Source organism: Variovorax sp. HW608, from assembly GCF_900090195.1.
Lineage (GTDB): Bacteria > Pseudomonadota > Gammaproteobacteria > Burkholderiales > Burkholderiaceae_C > Variovorax.
Genome location: NZ_LT607803.1, coordinates 5256667 through 5275418 on the forward strand (window position 1 = coordinate 5256667; position 18752 = coordinate 5275418).

12 protein-coding genes are annotated in these 18752 nt (G+C 68.6%); 8 read left to right on the plus strand and 4 right to left on the minus strand.

Features of this window, described 5'->3' with window-relative positions:
* The first annotated feature begins 227 nt into the window (after nucleotides 1-227).
* The 4 genes from VAR608DRAFT_RS24975 to VAR608DRAFT_RS24990 are packed head-to-tail and all read left to right on the plus strand — an operon-like array spanning nucleotide 228 to nucleotide 9418.
* Nucleotides 228-1517 (plus strand): efflux RND transporter periplasmic adaptor subunit, encoded by a 1290-nt coding sequence (locus VAR608DRAFT_RS24975; protein WP_088956517.1) that lies wholly within the window; start codon nucleotides 228-230, stop codon nucleotides 1515-1517.
* 15 nt (nucleotides 1518-1532) lie between these two features.
* The gene (locus VAR608DRAFT_RS24980; RefSeq protein ID WP_088956518.1) at nucleotides 1533-4673 is read left to right on the plus strand and encodes an efflux RND transporter permease subunit; all 3141 of its coding nucleotides are present in this window, start codon (nucleotides 1533-1535) and stop codon (nucleotides 4671-4673) included.
* Nucleotides 4674-4686: 13 nt separating this feature from the next.
* The gene (locus VAR608DRAFT_RS24985; protein WP_088956519.1) at nucleotides 4687-7941 is read left to right on the plus strand and encodes an efflux RND transporter permease subunit; all 3255 of its coding nucleotides are present in this window, start codon (nucleotides 4687-4689) and stop codon (nucleotides 7939-7941) included.
* Between the two features lie 4 nt (nucleotides 7942-7945).
* Complete coding sequence (locus VAR608DRAFT_RS24990; RefSeq protein ID WP_088956520.1) at nucleotides 7946-9418, plus strand: efflux transporter outer membrane subunit; 1473 nt, start codon at nucleotides 7946-7948, stop codon at nucleotides 9416-9418.
* 6 nt (nucleotides 9419-9424) lie between these two features.
* Here the strand turns inward: VAR608DRAFT_RS24990 and VAR608DRAFT_RS24995 are convergent, their stop codons facing one another.
* A complete protein-coding gene (locus tag VAR608DRAFT_RS24995; RefSeq protein WP_088956521.1) occupies nucleotides 9425-10291 on the minus strand; it encodes a MurR/RpiR family transcriptional regulator in 867 nt (288 codons plus the stop codon).
* 126 nt (nucleotides 10292-10417) lie between these two features.
* Between VAR608DRAFT_RS24995 and VAR608DRAFT_RS25000 the strand changes: the two genes are divergently transcribed.
* From VAR608DRAFT_RS25000 to VAR608DRAFT_RS25015, 4 genes are all read left to right on the plus strand, one after another.
* Complete coding sequence (locus tag VAR608DRAFT_RS25000) at nucleotides 10418-11767, plus strand: aspartate aminotransferase family protein (protein ID WP_088956522.1); 1350 nt, start codon at nucleotides 10418-10420, stop codon at nucleotides 11765-11767.
* Nucleotides 11768-11882: 115 nt separating this feature from the next.
* Nucleotides 11883-12731: a transporter substrate-binding domain-containing protein gene (locus tag VAR608DRAFT_RS25005; RefSeq protein WP_088956523.1), complete on the plus strand. Its 849-nt coding sequence runs from the start codon at nucleotides 11883-11885 to the stop codon at nucleotides 12729-12731.
* 9 nt (nucleotides 12732-12740) lie between these two features.
* On the plus strand, nucleotides 12741-13379 hold the full coding sequence (locus VAR608DRAFT_RS25010; RefSeq protein WP_088956524.1) for an aspartate/glutamate racemase family protein: 639 nt from the start codon (nucleotides 12741-12743) through the stop codon (nucleotides 13377-13379).
* 58 nt (nucleotides 13380-13437) lie between these two features.
* Complete coding sequence (locus VAR608DRAFT_RS25015) at nucleotides 13438-14262, plus strand: undecaprenyl-diphosphate phosphatase (RefSeq protein ID WP_088956525.1); 825 nt, start codon at nucleotides 13438-13440, stop codon at nucleotides 14260-14262.
* A 19-nt stretch (nucleotides 14263-14281) separates the two neighbouring features.
* On the opposite strand, the gene VAR608DRAFT_RS25020 is transcribed toward VAR608DRAFT_RS25015, so the two are convergent.
* The 3 genes from VAR608DRAFT_RS25020 to mutS form a co-directional block, all read right to left on the minus strand.
* Nucleotides 14282-15088 (minus strand): alpha/beta fold hydrolase, encoded by an 807-nt coding sequence (locus tag VAR608DRAFT_RS25020; RefSeq protein WP_088958961.1) that lies wholly within the window; start codon nucleotides 15086-15088, stop codon nucleotides 14282-14284.
* 153 nt (nucleotides 15089-15241) lie between these two features.
* The gene (locus VAR608DRAFT_RS25025; RefSeq protein WP_088958962.1) at nucleotides 15242-16081 is read right to left on the minus strand and encodes a proteasome-type protease; all 840 of its coding nucleotides are present in this window, start codon (nucleotides 16079-16081) and stop codon (nucleotides 15242-15244) included.
* A gap of 26 nt (nucleotides 16082-16107) precedes the next feature.
* On the minus strand, nucleotides 16108-18735 hold the full coding sequence (gene mutS / locus VAR608DRAFT_RS25030; RefSeq protein ID WP_088958963.1) for a DNA mismatch repair protein MutS: 2628 nt from the start codon (nucleotides 18733-18735) through the stop codon (nucleotides 16108-16110).
* Nucleotides 18736-18752 lie beyond the last annotated feature (17 nt).

Here is an 18752-nt window from a genome sequence, read left to right on the forward strand (position 1 = left end):
AGAAAAATGGGAGGGGTTCCTGGATCGATGGCCCGGACTGTGCCGGCGGCCCGCCCCGCCTGCCACGGCGATGCGACGAACTGCATCCCGGCGTCGCCAGTTGCAGTTCGCTGTCGCCAGATGCAGAACAGCAACCCGGGCTTTACCGAGGCTTTACGGTCGGTAAGAACTGGAAGCTACGATTCCGCGCTCCACTCAGAGGCATACGTCGAAAGCCTGCTCCAACAATGTCGTCATCCAACGCCGAGCCCACCCTTCCCATCCATCCCGAACCTCGGCCCCCGTCGCGTGGACGGCGCTGGCTGGGCGCCGTGCTGGCGCTGGTCCTGGTGGCGGGCCTGGCCGTCGGCGCGTGGTATCTGATCAAGCGCTCCGCCCAACCGGCGGGCGGGCCCGGTTTCGGCGCCGGCGGCATCAGCCAGACGGTGGGCCATGCGTCGGCGCAGCGGACGGATCTCCCGATCCTCATCGACGCCCTCGGCACCGTGACGCCGCTGGCGACGATCACGCTCAGGCCGCAGGTCGGCGGCGTGCTGACCGAGGTGCTCTATACCGAGGGCCAGGCGGTCACCAAGGGCCAGTTGCTCGCGCGCATCGATCCGCGTCCCTACGAGCAGGCGCTGGCGCAGGCCCAGGGCACGCGGGTGCGCGACGAGGCGCAGCTCGAAGCCGCGCGCGTCACGCTGGCGCGCTACCGTACGCTGCTCGGGCAGGACTCGATCGCGCGGCAGGACGTCGACACCCAGGCCGCGCTGGTCAAGCAGCTCGAAGGCACGGTGATCACCGACCGCGCCGCCGAGGCCGCGGCCAAGCTCAACCTCGACTACACCCGGATCACTGCGCCGGTGGCCGGCCGCATCGGGCTGCGCACGGTCGATCCGGGCAACACCGTGACCGCCAATGCGACCACCGGCATCGCGGTCATCACGCAGATGAACCCGATCGACGTGCAGTTCGCGGTGCCGCAGGACCGCGTGCCCGACATCCAGGCGCAATTCGCCAAGGGCGAAGAGCTGCACGTGAAGGCGCTGGACCGCGTGCGCAGCTCGGTGCTCGACACCGGCACCTTCTCGACGCTCGACAACATCGTCGACACCACAACCGGCACCGTGAAGGCCAAGGCGCGCTTCGCGAACCAGGGGGCGCCGCTGTTCCCGAGCCAGTTCGTCAACATCCAGATGACGCTGCGCACCATCAGCGCCGTGGTGGTGCCCGTCACCGCGGTGCGCACCGGGCCCAACGGCAGCTTCGTGTACGTGATCAACGAGGACCGCACGGTCTCGATGCGTCCGGTCAAGCGCGGCGAGGCGACGGTCGATCTGGTGGCGATCAACGACGGCGTGAAGGAGGGCGAGCTCGTCGTCACCGAGGGCGGCGACCGCCTCAAGGACGGCGCGCGCGTGACCCTGCAGGGCGACAAGCCCGCGGCGCCGCACCAGGGCGCGAACGGCCAGCGCGGACAGCGCGGCGATGCACAGCAACAGGGCCGCCGCCAGCGTCCGCCGCCGCCGCAGTAAGGGACAGGAAAGAAGATGAGTCCTTCGCGCGTCTTCATCGAGCGGCCGGTCGCGACCGCGCTGCTGATGCTCGCGATCGTCCTCGCGGGCCTGGTCGGCTTCCGGTTCCTGCCGCTGGCCGCCTTGCCGCAGGTCGACTACCCGACCATCCAGGTGCAGACGCTCTACCCGGGCGCGAGCCCGGAGGTCATGAGCCGCACCGTCACGGCGCCGCTGGAGCGCCAGTTCGGCCAGATGGCCGGCCTCGATCGCATGAGCTCGACCAGCGCGACCGGTGTGTCGATCGTCACGTTGCAGTTCGCGCTCGACCAGACGCTGGACGTCGCCGAGCAGCAGGTGCAGGCTTCGATCAACGCGGGTGCGTCGCTGCTGCCGGCCGATCTGCCCGCGCCGCCGGTCTACGCCAAGGTCAATCCGGCCGATGCGCCGATCCTCACGCTGGCCGTCAGTTCGGACACGATGCGGCTCACCGAGGTGCAGAACCTCGTGAACACGCGGCTGGCGCAGAAGATCAGCCAGGTCGGCGGCGTGGGCCTGGTCACGCTCTCGGGCGGCCAGCGGCCGGCGGTGCGCATCCAGGCCAACACCAACGCGCTGGCGTCGGTGGGCATCGGGCTCGACACGCTGCGGCTGGCGATCGCAGCGGCCAATTCCAACAGCGCCAAGGGCAGCTTCGACGGCCCGAAGCGCGCCTACACCATCAACGCCAACGACCAGCTCGTGACGGCGGCCGACTACAAGAACCTGATCGTGGCCTGGAAGAACGGGGCGCCGGTGCGCCTGACGGACGTGGCCCGCGTGATCGACGGCGCCGAGAACACCCAGCTCGGCGCGTGGGCGGCGGTGCGCCTGGGCGAGAAGGCGGGTGACGGCGAGGCCAGGCCGTACCCGGCGATCATCCTCAACGTGCAGCGCCAGCCCGGCGCGAACGTGATCGGCACGGTCGATGCCATCAAGAAGCAGCTGCCCGAGCTCGAAGCCTCGCTGCCCGGCGCGGTCCGGGTCGAGGTGCTGAGCGATCGCACCACCGGCATCCGCGCATCGGTGAGCCATGTCCAGCTCGAACTCGTGCTCGCGGTGGTGCTGGTGGTGCTGGTGATCTTCCTGTTCCTGCACAGCCTGCGTGCGACGGTCATCGCCAGCGTCGCGGTGCCGATCTCGCTGATCGGCACCTTCGGGCTCATGTACTTGCTGGGCTACAGCCTCAACAACCTGAGCCTGATGGCGCTCACCATCGCGACCGGCTTCGTGGTGGACGACGCGATCGTGATGATCGAGAACATCGCCCGCTATCTCGAGGAGGGCGAGCCGCCGTTCCAGGCGGCGCTCAAGGGTGCGACGCAGATCGGCTTCACCATCATTTCGCTGACGGTGTCGCTGATCGCGGTGCTGATTCCTCTCCTGTTCATGGGCGACGTGGTCGGGCGGCTGTTCCGCGAGTTCGCGGTGACCCTGGCGATCACGATCCTGATCTCGGCGGTGGTGTCGCTGACGCTGGTGCCGATGATGTCGGCGCGCTGGCTCAGGCCGGCATCGGAAGAGGGCGGCCGTTTCGGTGCCAGCGTGCAGCGCTTCTTCGAGCGCGTGATCGCGCGCTACGACGCATGGCTGAAATGGGTGTTCCGCCATCAGCCGCTCACGCTCGTCGTGGCGTTGCTGACGCTGGCGCTCACGGTGCTGCTCTATGTCTTCATTCCGAAGGGCCTGTTCCCGACGCAGGACACCGGCCAGCTCAAGGCCCGCGTCGAGGCAGCGCAGGAAGTCTCGTACGCGCGCATGGCCGATCTGCAGCAGTCCGCCGCGAACGCGATCCTGGCCGATCCGGACGTGCAGAGCCTGAGCTCGGTGGTCGGCGTCGACGCCGCCAACAACACCGCGCTGAACATCGGCAGCATGCTCATCAACCTGCGCAAGGGCCACGACGCGCAGGCCGATGTGATGCAGCGCCTGCGCGAGCGGGTGCGCGCCAACGCGGCCGGTGTCACGCTCTACCTGCAGCCGACGCAGGACCTGACCATCGACGCCGAGACCGGGCCGACCGAATTCCGCGTCTCGCTCGAAGGCGTGGACACGGCCACGGTGGAGACCTGGGCGCGCAAGCTGGTCGAGCGCCTGCGCAGCGAGCCGCTGGTGCGCAACCCGACCACCGATGCAGGCGCGCAGGGTCTGGCCGCCTACGTGGACGTCGACCGCAACACCGCATCGCGGCTGTCCGTCACCGCGAGTTCCGTGGACGACGCGCTCTACAGCGCCTTCGGCCAGCGCATCGTCTCGACCATCTTCACCGAGACCGACCAGTACCGCGTGATCCTCGAGGCGCAGCGCGAGCCGCTGTCTTCGCCCGAAGCGCTCGGCAACCTGCAGTTGCGCACCGGCTCGGGCACGGCGACGCCGCTGTCGTCGCTCGCGACGGTACGCGAGCAGTCCGCGCCGCTGCAGGTCACGCGCGTGGCGCAGTACCCGGCGGCGACCATCGGCTTCGACACCGCGCCGGACGTCGCGCTCGGCAAATCGGTCGCGGCGATCCGCGCGGCGGCCAAGGAGATCGGCATGCCCGGCAGCCTGAGCATGACCTTCCTCGGCGCGGCGGGGGCCTACGAGAAGTCGCTCACCAACCAGCTCTGGCTGATCCTCGCGGCGGTGGTGTGCGTGTACATCGTGCTGGGCGTGCTCTACGAGAGCTACATCCATCCGCTGACGATCCTCTCGACCTTGCCGTCGGCCGGCGTGGGTGCGCTGCTCGCGCTCATGATGACCGGCAACGACCTCGGCGTGATCGGGATCATCGGCATCATCCTCCTGATCGGCATCGTGAAGAAGAACGCGATCATGATGATCGACTTCGCCATCGATGCCGAGCGGCATCAGGGCAAGTCGCCGCAGGAGGCGATCCACCAGGCCGCGCTGCTGCGCTTCCGACCGATCCTGATGACGACGCTGGCGGCCCTCTTCGCGGCGCTGCCGCTGATGTTCGGCTGGGGCGAAGGCGCCGAGCTGCGCCGGCCGCTGGGCCTCGCGATCTTCGGCGGGCTGGTGGTGAGCCAGGTGCTGACGCTCTTCACGACGCCGGTGATCTACCTGGCCTTCGACCGCATGGGCCGCCGGCTGGGCGGCGGCCGCAAGGGCGGCACCGACGACGGCGGAGTGACGGCGTGAGGCGGGGCCGGACATGAACCTCTCCAGGCCATTCGTCCAACGCCCGGTCGCCACGGTCCTCTTGACCATCGGCATCGCGCTGGCGGGCATCATCGGCTTCCTGGTGCTGCCCGTGTCGCCGCTGCCGCAGGTCGACTACCCGACCATCTCGGTGCAGGCCAGCCTCGCCGGCGCAAGCCCCGACACGATGGCCTCCAGCGTCGCGACGCCGCTGGAGCGCAGGCTCGGCATCATCCCGGGCGTGAACGAGCTCACGTCCACGAGTTCCCAGGGTTCGGCGCGCATCACGCTGCAGTTCGACCTCTCCCGCAACATCGACAGCGCGGCGCGCGAAGTGCAGGCCGCGATCAATGCCGCCCGAATCGATCTTCCGGCGACGCTGCGCACCAATCCCACGTACCGCAAGCGCAATCCGGCGTCGGCGCCGGTCATGATCCTCGCGCTCACCTCGAAGACGCGTACCCCGGGCCAGATCTACGAGGAAGTCTCGAACATCGTGAGCCAGCGCCTCTCGCAGGTGGAAGGCGTGGGCGAAGTCGAGATCGGCGGCGGGTCACTGCCGGCGGTGCGGGTGGAGCTGGAGCCCTTCGCCCTCAACAAGTTCGGCATCAGCACCGAGGACGTGCGCGCCGCGATCCAGGCCAACAACGCCAACCGGCCCAAGGGCGCGATCGAAAGCGCCGACCGCAAGCTGCAGATCTACACGCCCGCGCCGGGCCGGCATGCGGCCGACTACCGCGATCTGGTGATCGCATGGCGCAACAACGCCGCGGTGCGCCTCGGCGACGTGGCGCGGGTGATCGACAGCGTCGAGAACACGCGCACCTTGGGCCTTTTCAACGGCGAGCCGGCGGTGGTCGTGCTGGTCACGCAGTCGCCCGGCGCGAACATCATCGAGACCGTGGACAGCGTGCGCAACCTGATGCCCGAGCTGCGCGCGCAGTTGCCGCAGGACATCAACATCGAGGTCGCCTCGGACCGCACCAACTCGATCCGCGCCTCGCTGCGCGAGATCGAGACCACGCTGATGATTTCCGTCGCGCTGGTGGTGCTGGTGGTGGGCCTGTTCCTGCGCAAGGCGCGCGCGACCATCGTGCCGGCGGTGGCGACCGTGGTGTCGCTGCTCGGCACCTTCGGCGTGATGTACCTGCTGGGCTACAGCCTCAACAACCTGAGCCTGATGGCGCTCACGGTGGCCACCGGCTTCGTGGTGGACGACGCGATCGTGGTGCTGGAGAACACCATGCGCCACGTCGAGGCCGGCATGAACCGCATGGAGGCCGCGTTGCGCGGTGCGCGCGAAGTCGGCTTCACGGTGCTGTCGATCAGCCTGTCGCTGGTGGCGGTGTTCATCCCGCTGCTCTTCATGGGCGGACAGGTGGGCCGGCTGTTCCGCGAGTTCGCGGTCACGCTGTCGGTCTCGGTGCTGATCTCGCTCGTGATCTCGCTCACCACCACGCCGATGCTGTGCGCCATGCTGCTGCGCAGCGAGGCGGAAGAGGGCGGCAGGACGCCCGGCAGGGTGCGCAGCTTCCTCATCCGCATCACCGAGAGCGCGTGGAACCGCACGCTGGTCGCCTACGCCCACAGCCTCGACTGGGCGCTCGCGAGCAAGGGCGTCGTGATCGCGGTGCTGCTCGCGGTGATCGCGCTCAACGTCTATCTCTTCAACGCGATTCCCAAGGGCTACTTCCCGCAGCAGGACAACGGGCAGCTCAATGCCGGCATGCGCACCGACCAGAGCCTCTCGTCGGGCGCGGTCGCCGAGAAGCTCAAGCAGGCGGTGGACATCATCCGCAAGGACCCGGCGGTCGATACCGTCGTCGGCTTCTCGGGCGGCGGACGGGCCGGCGGCGGCTTCATGTTCGTCAATCTCAAGCCGGTGTCCGAGCGCACCGACCGCACGCAGGCCGTGATCGACCGGCTTCGCCCGCAGCTCAACCAGCTCACCGGGCTGCGCGTGTTCCTCTTCCCGGTGCAGGACCTGCGCATGGGCGGGCGGGCGAGCAATTCGACCTACCAGTACACGCTCAAGAGCGACAACCTCGGCGACCTGCGCGCCTGGTCGACCAAGCTCGCCGACCGGCTGCGGCAGGAGAGCGCGCTGACCGACGTCGACAGCGACGACGCGGACAACGGGGTCGAGACCTTCGTCGACGTCGACCGCGACGCGGCTGCGCGCCTGGGCGTCAGCTCGAGCGCCGTGGACGCCGCGCTCTACAACGCCTATGGCCAGCGCTCGGTCGCGACCATCTACGACGAGCTCAACCAGTACTCGGTGATCATGGAGTGGGCGCCGCGCTTCCAGCGTTCGCCGATCGTGCTGCGGGACCTCTACGTGCCCTCGACCTTGTCCGCCACCACCAACGCGAGCGGCGCGACGGTCGTCAGCTCGGTCGAGGACAACAAGGACGCCACCACCGGCACCTCGACCCTCGTGTCGGCCAACCCCTCGTCGCGCACCGCGTCCACGGGGCAGCAGATCGCGACCGACACCACGCTGATGGTGCCGCTGTCGGCCTTCGCCAAGTTCAGCGAGCGCGCGGTGCCTACCTCGATCGACCACCAGGACACCGAGCTGGCCAGCACCGTTTCGTTCAGCCTCGCCGACGGCGTGAGCCTGAGCGACGCCAAGCGCGCCGTCGCGCAGGCCGAGGCCGACATCGCGATGCCGGTCAACGTGCGCGGCAGCTTCCAGGGCACGGCGCTCGCGGCGCAGCAGTCGCAGGGGCAGCAGTGGTTCCTGATCGTCGCGGCGCTGGTGGTGATCTACATCGTGCTGGGCGTGCTCTACGAGAGCCTCGTGCATCCGATCACGGTGCTGACCACGCTGCCTTCGGCCGGGGTGGGCGCGGTGCTGGCGCTGCTGCTGTTCCGCATGGAGTTCTCCATCATCGCGCTGATCGGCGTGTTCCTGCTGATCGGCATCGTGAAGAAGAACGCGATCCTGATCATCGACTTCGCGCTCGAAGCCGAGCGTGCGCGCGGCCTGACCGCGGTGCAGGCGGTGCGCGAGGCCTGCCTGCTGCGCTTCCGTCCGATCCTGATGACCACGCTGGCCGCCGCGCTGGGCGCGCTGCCGCTCGCGATCGGCTTCGGGCTGGGCGCCGAGCTGCGCCAGCCGCTGGGCGTCGCGATCATCGGCGGGCTGATCGCGAGCCAGTTGCTGACGCTCCTGACGACGCCGGTCGTCTATGTGCTGCTGGACAAGCTGCGCCGCCGCAGCCGCAACGAAAGAAGGCTGAGCCGCGCGGCCGACGGAAACTGACATCATGAGTGCTTCGAATCGATCGACCTACCGCAACCGCCCGCGAGCGCTTGCGCGCACGGCCATGGCCCTGGCTTTGGCCGCGGTGCTGGCCGGATGCGCGGTGGGCCCTGAATACGTCCGGCCGGAAGCGCCGAGCCCGGCCGCATGGAAGTCCGCGCCGGCCGCCGAAGGCTGGCTGCCCGCCGCGCCCGCGGATGCGCTGGACCGCGGCGAGTGGTGGAAGCTCTTCGGCGACCCGACCCTCGACGAGCTCGCCTCGCACGTGCAGGTGTCGAACCAGAACGTCGCGGCCGCCGTCGCCAGCTATGCACAGGCGCAGGCGCTGGTGCGCGGCCAGCGGGCGGCGCTGTTCCCGAGCGTCACGGTGGACGGCAGCGCGCGCCGCAGCGGCGCGCGCAACACCTCGCCGTCGAACGCCATGGCCGCTTCGCTCAACGCCGACTGGGCGCCCGACGTCTGGGGCCGGCTGCGCAAGGCGGTCGACAGCGCGCAGGCCAACGCGCAGGCCAGCGAGGCCGATCTGGCGCTGGCACGCCTGTCCGCCATCGGCGACCTTGCGACCGACTACTTCTCGCTGCGCGAGGCCGATGCCGAACTGCGCATCCTCGACACCACGCTCGAAGGCTACGAGCGCAGCCTGCAGATCACGCGCAACCGCTACCAGGCCGCCATCGCCGCGCAGAGCGACGTGCTGCAGGCGGAAACGCTGCTGGTCACCACGCAGGCCGAGCGCGTCGCGCTCAAGCGCACGCGCGACACGCTGGAGCACGCGATCGCGGTGCTGATCGGCGCGGCGCCGGCCGAGTTCTCGCTGCCCGCCGCCGACTGGAAGCCGGTGGTGCCCGGCATCCCGTCGGGCGTGCCGACGCTGCTCCTGCAGCGCCGCCCCGACATCGCGGCCGCCGAACGCGAAGTGGCCGTCGCCAACGCGCAGATCGGCATCGCGCGCTCGGCCTACTACCCGAGCTTCACGCTCAGCGGCGCGGTCAGCAGCAGCGCGACGCGCGTGGGCGACCTCTTCAACGCCTCGAACACGCTCTGGTCGCTGGGCCTGTCGGTGGCGCAGGTGGTGTTCGACGCCGGCGCGATCGGCGCCAGCGTCGATGCCGCCAAGGCGAGCCACGAAGCCTCCGTCGCGCGCTATCGGCAGACCGTGCTGACCGCGTTCCAGAACGTCGAGGACCAGCTCACTGCCGGTGCCAGCCTGGCCGAGCAGGAAACCATGCGCCGCCAGGCCTCGGCCGCGGCGGACCGCACCGAGGAGCAGTTCCTCAACCGCTACCGCGCGGGCACCATCGACTACACCAGCGTCGTGGTGGCGCAGGTCTCGGCGCTCAACGCGCGGCGCACCTTGCTGCAGGTGCAGGTGGCCCGCCAGACCTCGGCGGTGGCGCTGATCCAGTCGCTCGGCGGCGGCTGGCATGCCGACTGGATGGAGAAGACCGAGCAGGCTGTCAATACATCGAAGCCATAGCGGCGCTCAGCCGCCCCGCAGCGGGGGTGGCTGCAGGTAGGCGCCGGTCTCGAACAACTGGGCTTCGGCCTGGTGGATGCGCTTCACGACCGGCTTGCCGGCGCGGCTTGCCAGCAGTTCGAGCAGCGCCTCGGTCAGCGCGAGAGCGGCCGCGATCGACGGAAAGAACGACGGGCTGCGGATGGCGAACAGCAGGGTCTCGTCCGCCAGCAGCGACAGCGGCGAGGCGGCGCTGTCGGTCAGCGCGAGCACCTTGCAGCCGCTGGCCTTGGCGGCCTGGGCGACCTGCAGCGCCTCGCGGGAGTAGGGCGCGAAGCTGGCCACCATGAGCGCGTCGCCTTTGACCATGGCGCGCTGCTGCATTTCGAGCGAGCCGCCCTGGCCGTCGATGAGCTGGACGCTGGCGCGGAAGAGGCGATAGATGTAGACGAACGAGAACGCGACCGGAAAGCAGGCCCTGAATCCGGCGGCGTGCACGGTGCCCGCCTTCTCGAGCAGTTCGCAGGCGCGCTGGAGGGAGGGCGCGCTCATGCGCTCGGTGGATTCGAGGTTGAGCCGGTGCACCTTGAACATCTCGCCGACCAGCGTCTGGTCGCTCGCGCGGCCGACGAGTGTCCGGGCGCGTTCTCCGTAGGCCTCGGGGGCGAGGCCCAGGTCCGCGGCCACCGCCTCCTTCAACTGCGGCCAGCCTGCGAAGCCCAGGGTCTGCGCGAAGCGCACCAGGGTGGCGGGCGTTGCGCCGGAGCGCGTGCCGACCGTGCGCATCGAATGGGTCACGACCTCGTTGGGATGGTCGAGCACGTATTTCGCGATCTGTTGCAGCGCCGGGCTGAGGCCCGCATAGCGTTCCCGGAGATCGTCCTTGACACCCATGGCTTTCCTTTCGTCGGAACGAATGTACCGGATGAAACAGGCGTGTTCCAAGCGGGTGTTGACGGAACAAATGTTCCATCCAATAATCCGCCCAATACATTGGTTCCAGATTCGGAAAGCCCTCCCATGACGCACGTCTTCCATCGCCACCTTCGCCAGACGCCGCCGGTCGCCGCATCCGCCAGGGGCATGACCATCCGCGATGCCGCCGGCCGCGAATACCTCGATGCGTCGGGCGGCGCCGCGGTTTCCTCGCTGGGGCACGCCCATCCGGACGTGATGGCCGCGATGCATGCGCAGATCGACAAGATCGCCTATGCGCATACGAGCTTCTTCACCACCGAGGTGGCGGAGGAGCTGGCCGACGAACTGATCCGCACCGCGCCGGCCGGCATGAGCCACGTCTACCTCGTCAGTGGCGGTTCCGAGGCCGTCGAGTCGGCGCTCAAGATGGCGCGGCAGTATTTCGTCGAGATCGGGCAGCCGCAGCGCACCCATTTCATCGCGCGCCGGCAGAGCTACCACGGCAACACGCTGGGCGCACTGGCGGTCGGCGGCAATGCCTGGCGGCGCGAGCCGTTCGCGCCCATCCTGGTGCCGGCGACCCACGTCTCGCCGTGCTACCCCTACCGTGAGCAGCGCCAGGACGAAACGGCCGAGCAGTACGGCCTGCGCCTCGCGGCCGAGCTGGAGGAAGCGATCCTCGCGCAGGGCGCCGACCGCGTGATCGCCTTCGTCGCCGAGACGGTCGGCGGTGCGACCGCCGGCGTGCTGACGCCGGTGCCGGGCTATTTCAAGGCGGTGCGCGAGGTCTGCGACCGCTACGGCGTGCTGCTGATCCTCGACGAGGTGATGTGCGGCATGGGCCGCACCGGCACGCTGCACGCCTGCGAGCAGGAGGGCGTGGTGCCCGATCTGGTCACCATCGCCAAGGGGCTCGGCGGCGGCTACCAGCCCATCGGCGCCGTCCTGGCGCAGAAGAAGATCGTCGATGCGATGTCCGAGGGCAGCGGCTTCTTCCAGCACGGCCACACCTACCTCGGGCACCCGGTGGCCTGCGCGGCGGCCCTGGCGGTGCAGCGGGTGATTCATCGCGACGGCCTGCTCGCGAAGGTGCAGGGCGACGGCGAGGCCTTCGGCGCGATGCTGCGCGAGGCGCTCGGAGCGCATCCGAACGTGGGGGACATTCGCGGCCGGGGCTTTTTCTGGGGCATCGAGCTGGTGGCCGACCGGGCCCGCAAGACGCCGTTCGCACCGGCGCTGAAGCTGCACGCGCAGATCAAGAAGGCGGCGATGGTCCAGGAGGGCCTTCTGTGCTATCCCTTCGGCGGCACGGTCGACGGCAGGCAGGGCGATCACGTGCTGCTCGCGCCGCCCTTCATCGCGAGCCGGGAGGACCTGCGGGAGATCGCGAGGCGCCTTGCGTCCGCGATCGACACGGTCACGAGCGCCGTCGGCGCGACGCCGGCGCCCTGACCGCGCCGGGCTTTTCCCTTTTTCCTTTCTTCCAACCCGTACCGAGGAGATCGCCGTGGCCCGTGCTCGTCCATCCATTCTTGCTGCCGCCGCCATCGCGGCCGCCTGTTCGTTCATGCCGCTTGCCGCCGTCCATGCCCAGGACGCCGGCACGCTGGCCAAGGTCAAGGCCAGCGGCGCCATCACCATCGGCTATCGCGAGTCCTCGTTCGGCTTCTCCTACCTCGATGCGAACCTCAAGCCCATCGGCTACAGCATCGACATCTGCCATCGCATCGTCGATGCGATCAGGACCGAGCTCAAGATGCCGAGCGTGGAGCTGCTCTATCAGGCCGTGACCTCGGCCAACAGGATCCCCCTGGTGAGCAACGGCACCGTCGACATCGAATGCGGCTCGACCACGAACCTCGTCGAGCGGCAGAAGCAGGTGGCGTTCTCGCCGGACATCTTCCGCTACAACGTGCGGATGCTGGTGAAGGCCGATTCCGGCATCCGCAGCATCGCGGACCTGCAGGGCAAGACGGTCGCGACCACCACCGGCACCACCTCGTTCCGCCTGCTGCGCGAAGCCGACAAAGGCCGCAACCTCGAGGTCAACAACGTGGCCGGCAAGGACCACACCGAATCCTTCCTGCTGGTGGAGTCCGGCCGTGCCCAGGCTTTCGGGCTCGACGACATCCTGCTGGCCGGGCAGATCGCCAACGCGCGCAATCCGAAGGACTTCGTCATCACCGGCGAGAGCCTGCGCACCGAGAACCAGTCGCTCATGTTCCGCAAGGACGACCCGGCGTTCAAGGCGCTGGTGGACCGGGTGGTGGGCGAGATGATGAAGACGGGCGAGATGGAAAAGCTGTACAAGCGCTGGTTCATGTCGCCGATCCCGCCGAAGAACATCAACATCAACTACCCGCTCAATGCCGAGACCAAGGACGCCTTCGCCAACCCCTCGTCCAAGGGCATCTGAGCCGCAGCCATGACCCGCATTGCCCTGATCCACGCCCTTGGCCACTCCGTCGCGCCGATCAACGAAGCCTTCGCGCGCGATTGGCCTGAAGCCGTGCGCATGAACCTGCTGGACGACAGCCTCTCGGCCGATCTCGCGCGCGGCGGACGGGGCCTCGACGAGGCGATGCACGAGCGCTTCCAGCGGCTGGCGCAATACGCAGTCGATACCGGTGCGAACGGCATCCTGTTCACCTGCTCGGCCTTCGGATCGTGCATCGAGGCGGTCGCGCGGCGGCATGCCGGAATCCCGGTCCTCAAGCCCAACGAGGCGATGGTGGCGGAGGCTGCGGCGGGAACGGGCAGGCTCGGGCTGATCGCCACTTTTCAGCCGACGCTGGATTCGATGCCGCCGGAATTCCCGCACAGCGTGGAACTCGTGACGGCGCTTGCCGCCGGCGCGATGGAGGCGCTGAACCGCGGCGACCTGCAGCGGCACGACGAGCTGATCGCCGCGCAGGCCAGGGCCTTGAAGGAACGCGGCTGCGCGCGCATCGCGCTGGCCCAGTTCAGCATGGCGCGCGCACGGGCCGCCTGCGAGGATGCATCGGGGCTGCCCGTGATGACCACCGTGGACAGCGCGGTGCGGGCGTTGCGGGCGCGGTGCTGATGTGAGCGACACCTGACTTCTACGATCGCGATAATCACCGCTCTTTCAAGGAGCGCGCGTGGATATCGTTTTGCTGGTCAAGGCCGCCGTCATGGGCATCGTCGAGGGGCTGACCGAATTTCTTCCCATCTCGTCGACCGGCCACCTCATCCTCGCGGGCTCGCTGCTCGGCTTCGATGACGACAAGGCGAAGGTCTTCGACATCGCGATCCAGACCGGCGCGATCTTCGCGGTCATCCTGGTCTACTGGCAGAAGATCCATTCGACCGTCGTCGCGCTGCCGCGCCAGCCCAAGGCGCGGCGCTTCGCGCTCAATGTGCTGATCGCCTTCCTGCCGGCCGTGGTGCTGGGCCTCTTGTTCGGCAAGGCGATCAAGGCGCACCTGTTCATCCCGGTCGTGGTGGCGAGCACCTTCATCATCGGCGGCTTCATCATCCTCTGGGCCGAGAAGCGGCCGCCGGGCTCGGTGCGCATCGAGCACGTGGATGACATGACGCCGTGGGACGCGCTCAAGGTCGGCCTCGTGCAGTGCCTTGCGATGATCCCGGGCACCAGCCGCAGCGGCGCGACCATCATCGGCGGCATGCTGCTCGGGCTGTCGCGCAAGGCAGCGACGGATTTCTCCTTCTTCCTCGCCATCCCGACGCTGATCGGGGCGGGCGTCTACAGCCTCTACAAGGAGCGGGCCATGCTGTCGGTGGCCGACATTCCACTGTTCCTGGTCGGCCTCTTGTTCTCGTTCGTGAGCGCCTGGCTTTGCGTGCGCTGGCTGCTGCGGTACATCAGCTCGCACGACTTCATCCCGTTCGCTTGGTATCGCATCGCCTTCGGCATCCTGGTGTTCGCGACCGCGTGGAGCGGACTCGTGGTCTGGGCGGAATAGGCTCGCCCCGGCACAAGCGTCAGGGAAGCATGTTCCGCAGTGAGGCCTCGACGGCCGCCGCGGTGGCGATCGGTTTCTCCATCGGGAAGAGGTGCGTGCCGTCGAGCATCGTGATGCGCCCCTTGGTGACCTGCTGGGTCATCGCCATGCCCACGCGGCGCATCTCGACCGACTGGCGGCCGCCGATGAAGGCGGCGGGGCATTTGAGCGGGTGCGCGCGCAGCAGGGCGCCGAGGTTGTGCGGGAGGGTGTCGTAGATCGCGGTCTCGACATCGCGGTCGAAGCAGAGCGCGCGTGCGTCCTCGGCGTCGAAGGTGCCGTGCTCGATGTAGTCGCGCAGCACGCGCTCGTCCCATTTCGCGAAGGCCTTCTTGCTGCGGAAGTACTCGAACACGGCTTCGCGGTGTTCCCAGGTGTTCTTGCGCTTGCGGCTGATCACGCCGGGCGAGACGCTCTTCATGAGCGGCGTGCGCTTCATCAGGTTGATGGTGCCGGCACGCCAGCCGCCGATGATCGGCGAGTCGATCAGCACCACGCCGCGCGCGAGCTCGGGATGCCGCGCCGCGCACATCAGGCTCAGGAAGCCCCCGAGCGAATGCCCGATGAGGAAGACCGGGCCACCCAGCTTCCTGGTCCGCTCGCGCGTGAAGTCGGCCAGCTGCTGCACGAGATGCGGCCAGTTGTCGGTGACCGGGTATTTCGGGTCATGGCCGAATTTCTCGATCGCGTCGATGTCGAAGCCGCGGTTGCGCAGGCTGTCGAGCATCACCCGGTAGGTGCTCGCAGGGAAGCTGTTGCCGTGGGAGAAGATGACGGGAGGAAGCATGGGAATGCGCGGGATTGGAAGCAAGCCGGCCAGCGACGCGATGCCCATTCGCGAAACCCCGCGGAACCGGCTCCGCCGGGCCGCTGGGGTTGCCCCCGGAAGGGGGTGTCCGAGCCACACGCAGTGGGCGAGGCTGGGGGCGAGCTCAATCCTTCAGATCAGCTTTTCGTCGGGCGTGGAGATCTTGCGCAGCGGACTGTGCCGCGTGGCGGGCATCTTGAGCGGGTGTTCGGTGAAGGCATCGTCCCAGACCGGGTCCTCGATGCTGTCGAACACCTCGCGCAGCTTCTGGCCCCAGCTGTTGTGCATCATGCGGTAGTAGGGGTTGTCGGCATCGATGCAGATGACCTTGTCGGTGTGCAGCTGATTGGCCTCGTACACCACGAGGTCCAGCGGCAGGCCGACGGAGAGGTTCGACTTCATCGTCGAATCCATCGACACCAGCGCGCACTTGGCCGCCTCGTCCAGCGGGGTTTCGGGCGTCAGCACGCGGTCGAGCACCGGCTTGCCGTACTTGGATTCGCCGACCTGGAAGTAGGGCGTCTCGGTGGTGGCCTCGATGAAGTTGCCGGCCGAGTAGACGAGGAAGAGGCGCATGCCTTCGCCCTTGACCTGGCCGCCGAAGATGAACGAGACGTTGAAGTCCAGCCCCGCATGCTTGAGCGCCTCGGCGTCGCGGTCGTACACGTGGCGCACCGCCGAGCCGAGCACGCGGGCCGCGTCGAACATGCTCTTGGCGTTCCAGATGGTGATCGGCGGGCCTTCCTCGCCGTCGTCGCGCACTTCGCGCAGCTCTTCGATCTGCAGGATCTCGCGCACCGACTGCGAGATGCTCAGGTTGCCGGCGGACAGCAGCACCATGAAGCGGTCGCCCGGCTTCTCGTAGACGATCATCTTGCGGAAGGTGCTGATGTGATCCACCCCCGCATTGGTGCGCGAGTCGGAGAGGAACACCAGTCCGGCGTTGAGTTTGATGCCTACACAGTACGTCATGAGGTCTTGTTGCACGAATCGGACCATCAGCCCTGTTCGCGCGTCTGGAGTTTTTTCAAGGTGTAGAGCGCTTCGAGCGCCTCCCGCGGACTCATCGCGTCGGGGTCGAACGCAGTCAGCGCGGATTCTACGGCGCTGATCACCGGAACCTCGGCCGCGGGCGGTGGCGCGAAGAGGTCCACCTGGGCGCGCGTCTGGGTCTGCTGCGCTTCGAGCGCCTCCAGCGCCTGGCGCGCGTGGTTGACCACCGCGGCCGGCATGCCGGCGAGCCGCGCGACCTGGATGCCGTAGCTCTTGCTCGCGGGGCCTGGCTGCATCTCGTGCAGGAACACGATGTCGCGGCCGGCCTCGGTCGCGCTCACGTGCATGTTGACCGCGCCATGGTGCGTGGCCGGGAACTCCGTCAGCTCGAAATAGTGCGTCGCGAAAAGCGTGAAGGCGCGGGTGCGGTCGTGCAGTTGCGCCGCGATGCCCGCTGCCAGCGCGAGCCCGTCGAAGGTGCTGGTGCCGCGGCCGATCTCGTCCATCAGCACCAGAGAGTGCGCGCTGGCGCTGTGCAGGATCTGCGCGGCCTCGGTCATCTCCAGCATGAAGGTCGACTGTGCGTTGGCCAGGTCGTCCGCCGCGCCGATGCGCGTGTGGATCGCATCGATCGGCCCGAGCCGGCAGGCGTCGGCCGGCACGTGCGAGCCGATCGAGGCCAGCAGCACGATGATCGCCACCTGCCGCATGTAGGTGGACTTGCCGCCCATGTTCGGTCCGGTGATGATCTGCATGCGCTGCTGCGGGCCCATGCGCGTGTCGTTCGCAATGAACGCACCCGATGATTTCTCGGCCAGCCGCGCCTCGACCACCGGATGGCGGCCCTTGTCGATCTCGATGCACGGGTGGGCGACGAAGCCGGGTGCGCGCCAGTGCAGCGTGTGCGAGCGCTCGGCCAGCGCGCCGAGCGCGTCGAGCGTGGCGAGTGCGCCGGCGAGACGGTTCAGCTCGGCGACGAATGGCTGCAGCTTGTCGAGCAGTTGCTCGTAGAGCCACTTCTCGCGCGCCAGGGCGCGATCCTGCGCCGAAAGCGCCTTGTCCTCGAAGGCCTTGAGCTCGGGAGTGATGAAGCGCTCGGCGTTCTTCAGCGTCTGGCGGCGGCGGTAGTTGTCGGGCACCTTGTCGAGCGCGCTCTGCGTGATCTCGATGTAGAAGCCGTGCACGCGATTGAACTGCACGCGCAGGTTGCCGATGCCGGTGCGCTCGCGCTCGCTGGTCTCGAGCTGCAAAAGGAAGTCGTCGCAGTTCTCGCTGATGGCGCGCAGCTCGTCGAGCTCGGCGTCGTGGCCCGAGGCGATCACGCCGCCGTCGCGCACCAGCGCGGCCGGCTCCGGGCTGATCGCGGCGACCAGCATTTCGACGCAGCCGGCCGGTGGCGCGAGCCGCGACGCGATGGACGCAAGCAGCGGCGCCGAGGCCGGAAGCGCCGGCGCCAGCTGCTCCGCCTTGGCCAGCGCCATGCGCAGCGCGACCAGTTCGCGCGGGCGCACCTGCCGCAATGCGATGCGGGCGGCGATGCGTTCCACGTCGCTCGTGTTCTTGAGCTGCTCGCGGAGCAGCCGCCACGGCGCGGAGGTGCCGCCGGTCGGCGTGGCCTGCAGTGCGTCGATGGCACCGAGCCTTGCCTGCGCATCGGTCCTGTCGCGGCGCGGCGCGAGCAGCCAGCGCTTGAGCAGGCGGCTGCCCATGCCGGTCATGCAGGTGTCGATGAGCGAGAACAAGGTCGGCGAATCCTCGCCGCGCAGCGTCTGCACCAGTTCCAGGTTGCGCCGCGTGGCGGGCGGCAATTCGATCAGGTCGCCGTCGCGCTCCACCGACAGGCGCTGCACGTGCGACAGCGCGCGCCCCTGCGTGTGCTCGGCATAGCCCAGCAGCGCGGCCGCGGCGGCGTGCGCGTTGGCGAGCGAATCGGCGTTCCAGGCCGCGAGGCTGTTGCTGCCCATCTGCTCGCACAGCTTGCGCTCGCCGAGGCCGCCGTCGAACTGCCACGCGGGCCGCACCGACAGCGTGAACGACGACGCGCCGTTGCGCATCGCCTTCAGGCGCTGCTCGAAGGCCGGCGTGACTTCGGCGCTGTAGAGCAACTCGCTCGGGCCGATGCGTGCGATCCATGCCTCGAGCGCATCGGCCGGACACTCGGCCAGCCGCAGCTCGTCACCCGTCACGCTGAGCCAGGCGAGCCCGCAGAAGTTGCGTGTGCCCGCATGCACCGTGAGCAGCAGGGAGTCGCTCTTGTCGTTGAGCAGTTCGGCATCCGTCAGCGTGCCGGGCGTGACCACGCGCACGACCTTGCGTTCCACCGGCCCCTTGGCCGCGCCGACTTCGCCGACCTGCTCGCAGATCGCCACCGATTCGCCGAGCTTGATGAGCCGCGCGAGATAGGTGTCGACCGAATGGAACGGCACGCCGCACATGGTCACCGGCAGCCCCGCCGACTGGCCGCGCTGCGTCAGCGTGATGTCGAGCAGCCGCGCTGCCTTTTCGGCGTCGGCGTAGAAAAGCTCGTAGAAATCGCCCATCCGGTAGAAGAGCAGGGTGTCCGGATGGTTGGCCTTCAGGCCCAGATACTGGGCCATCATGGGGGTGTGAGGTGCCGTCGCAGGGAGAGTCATCGAAGAGAACGCCGCGC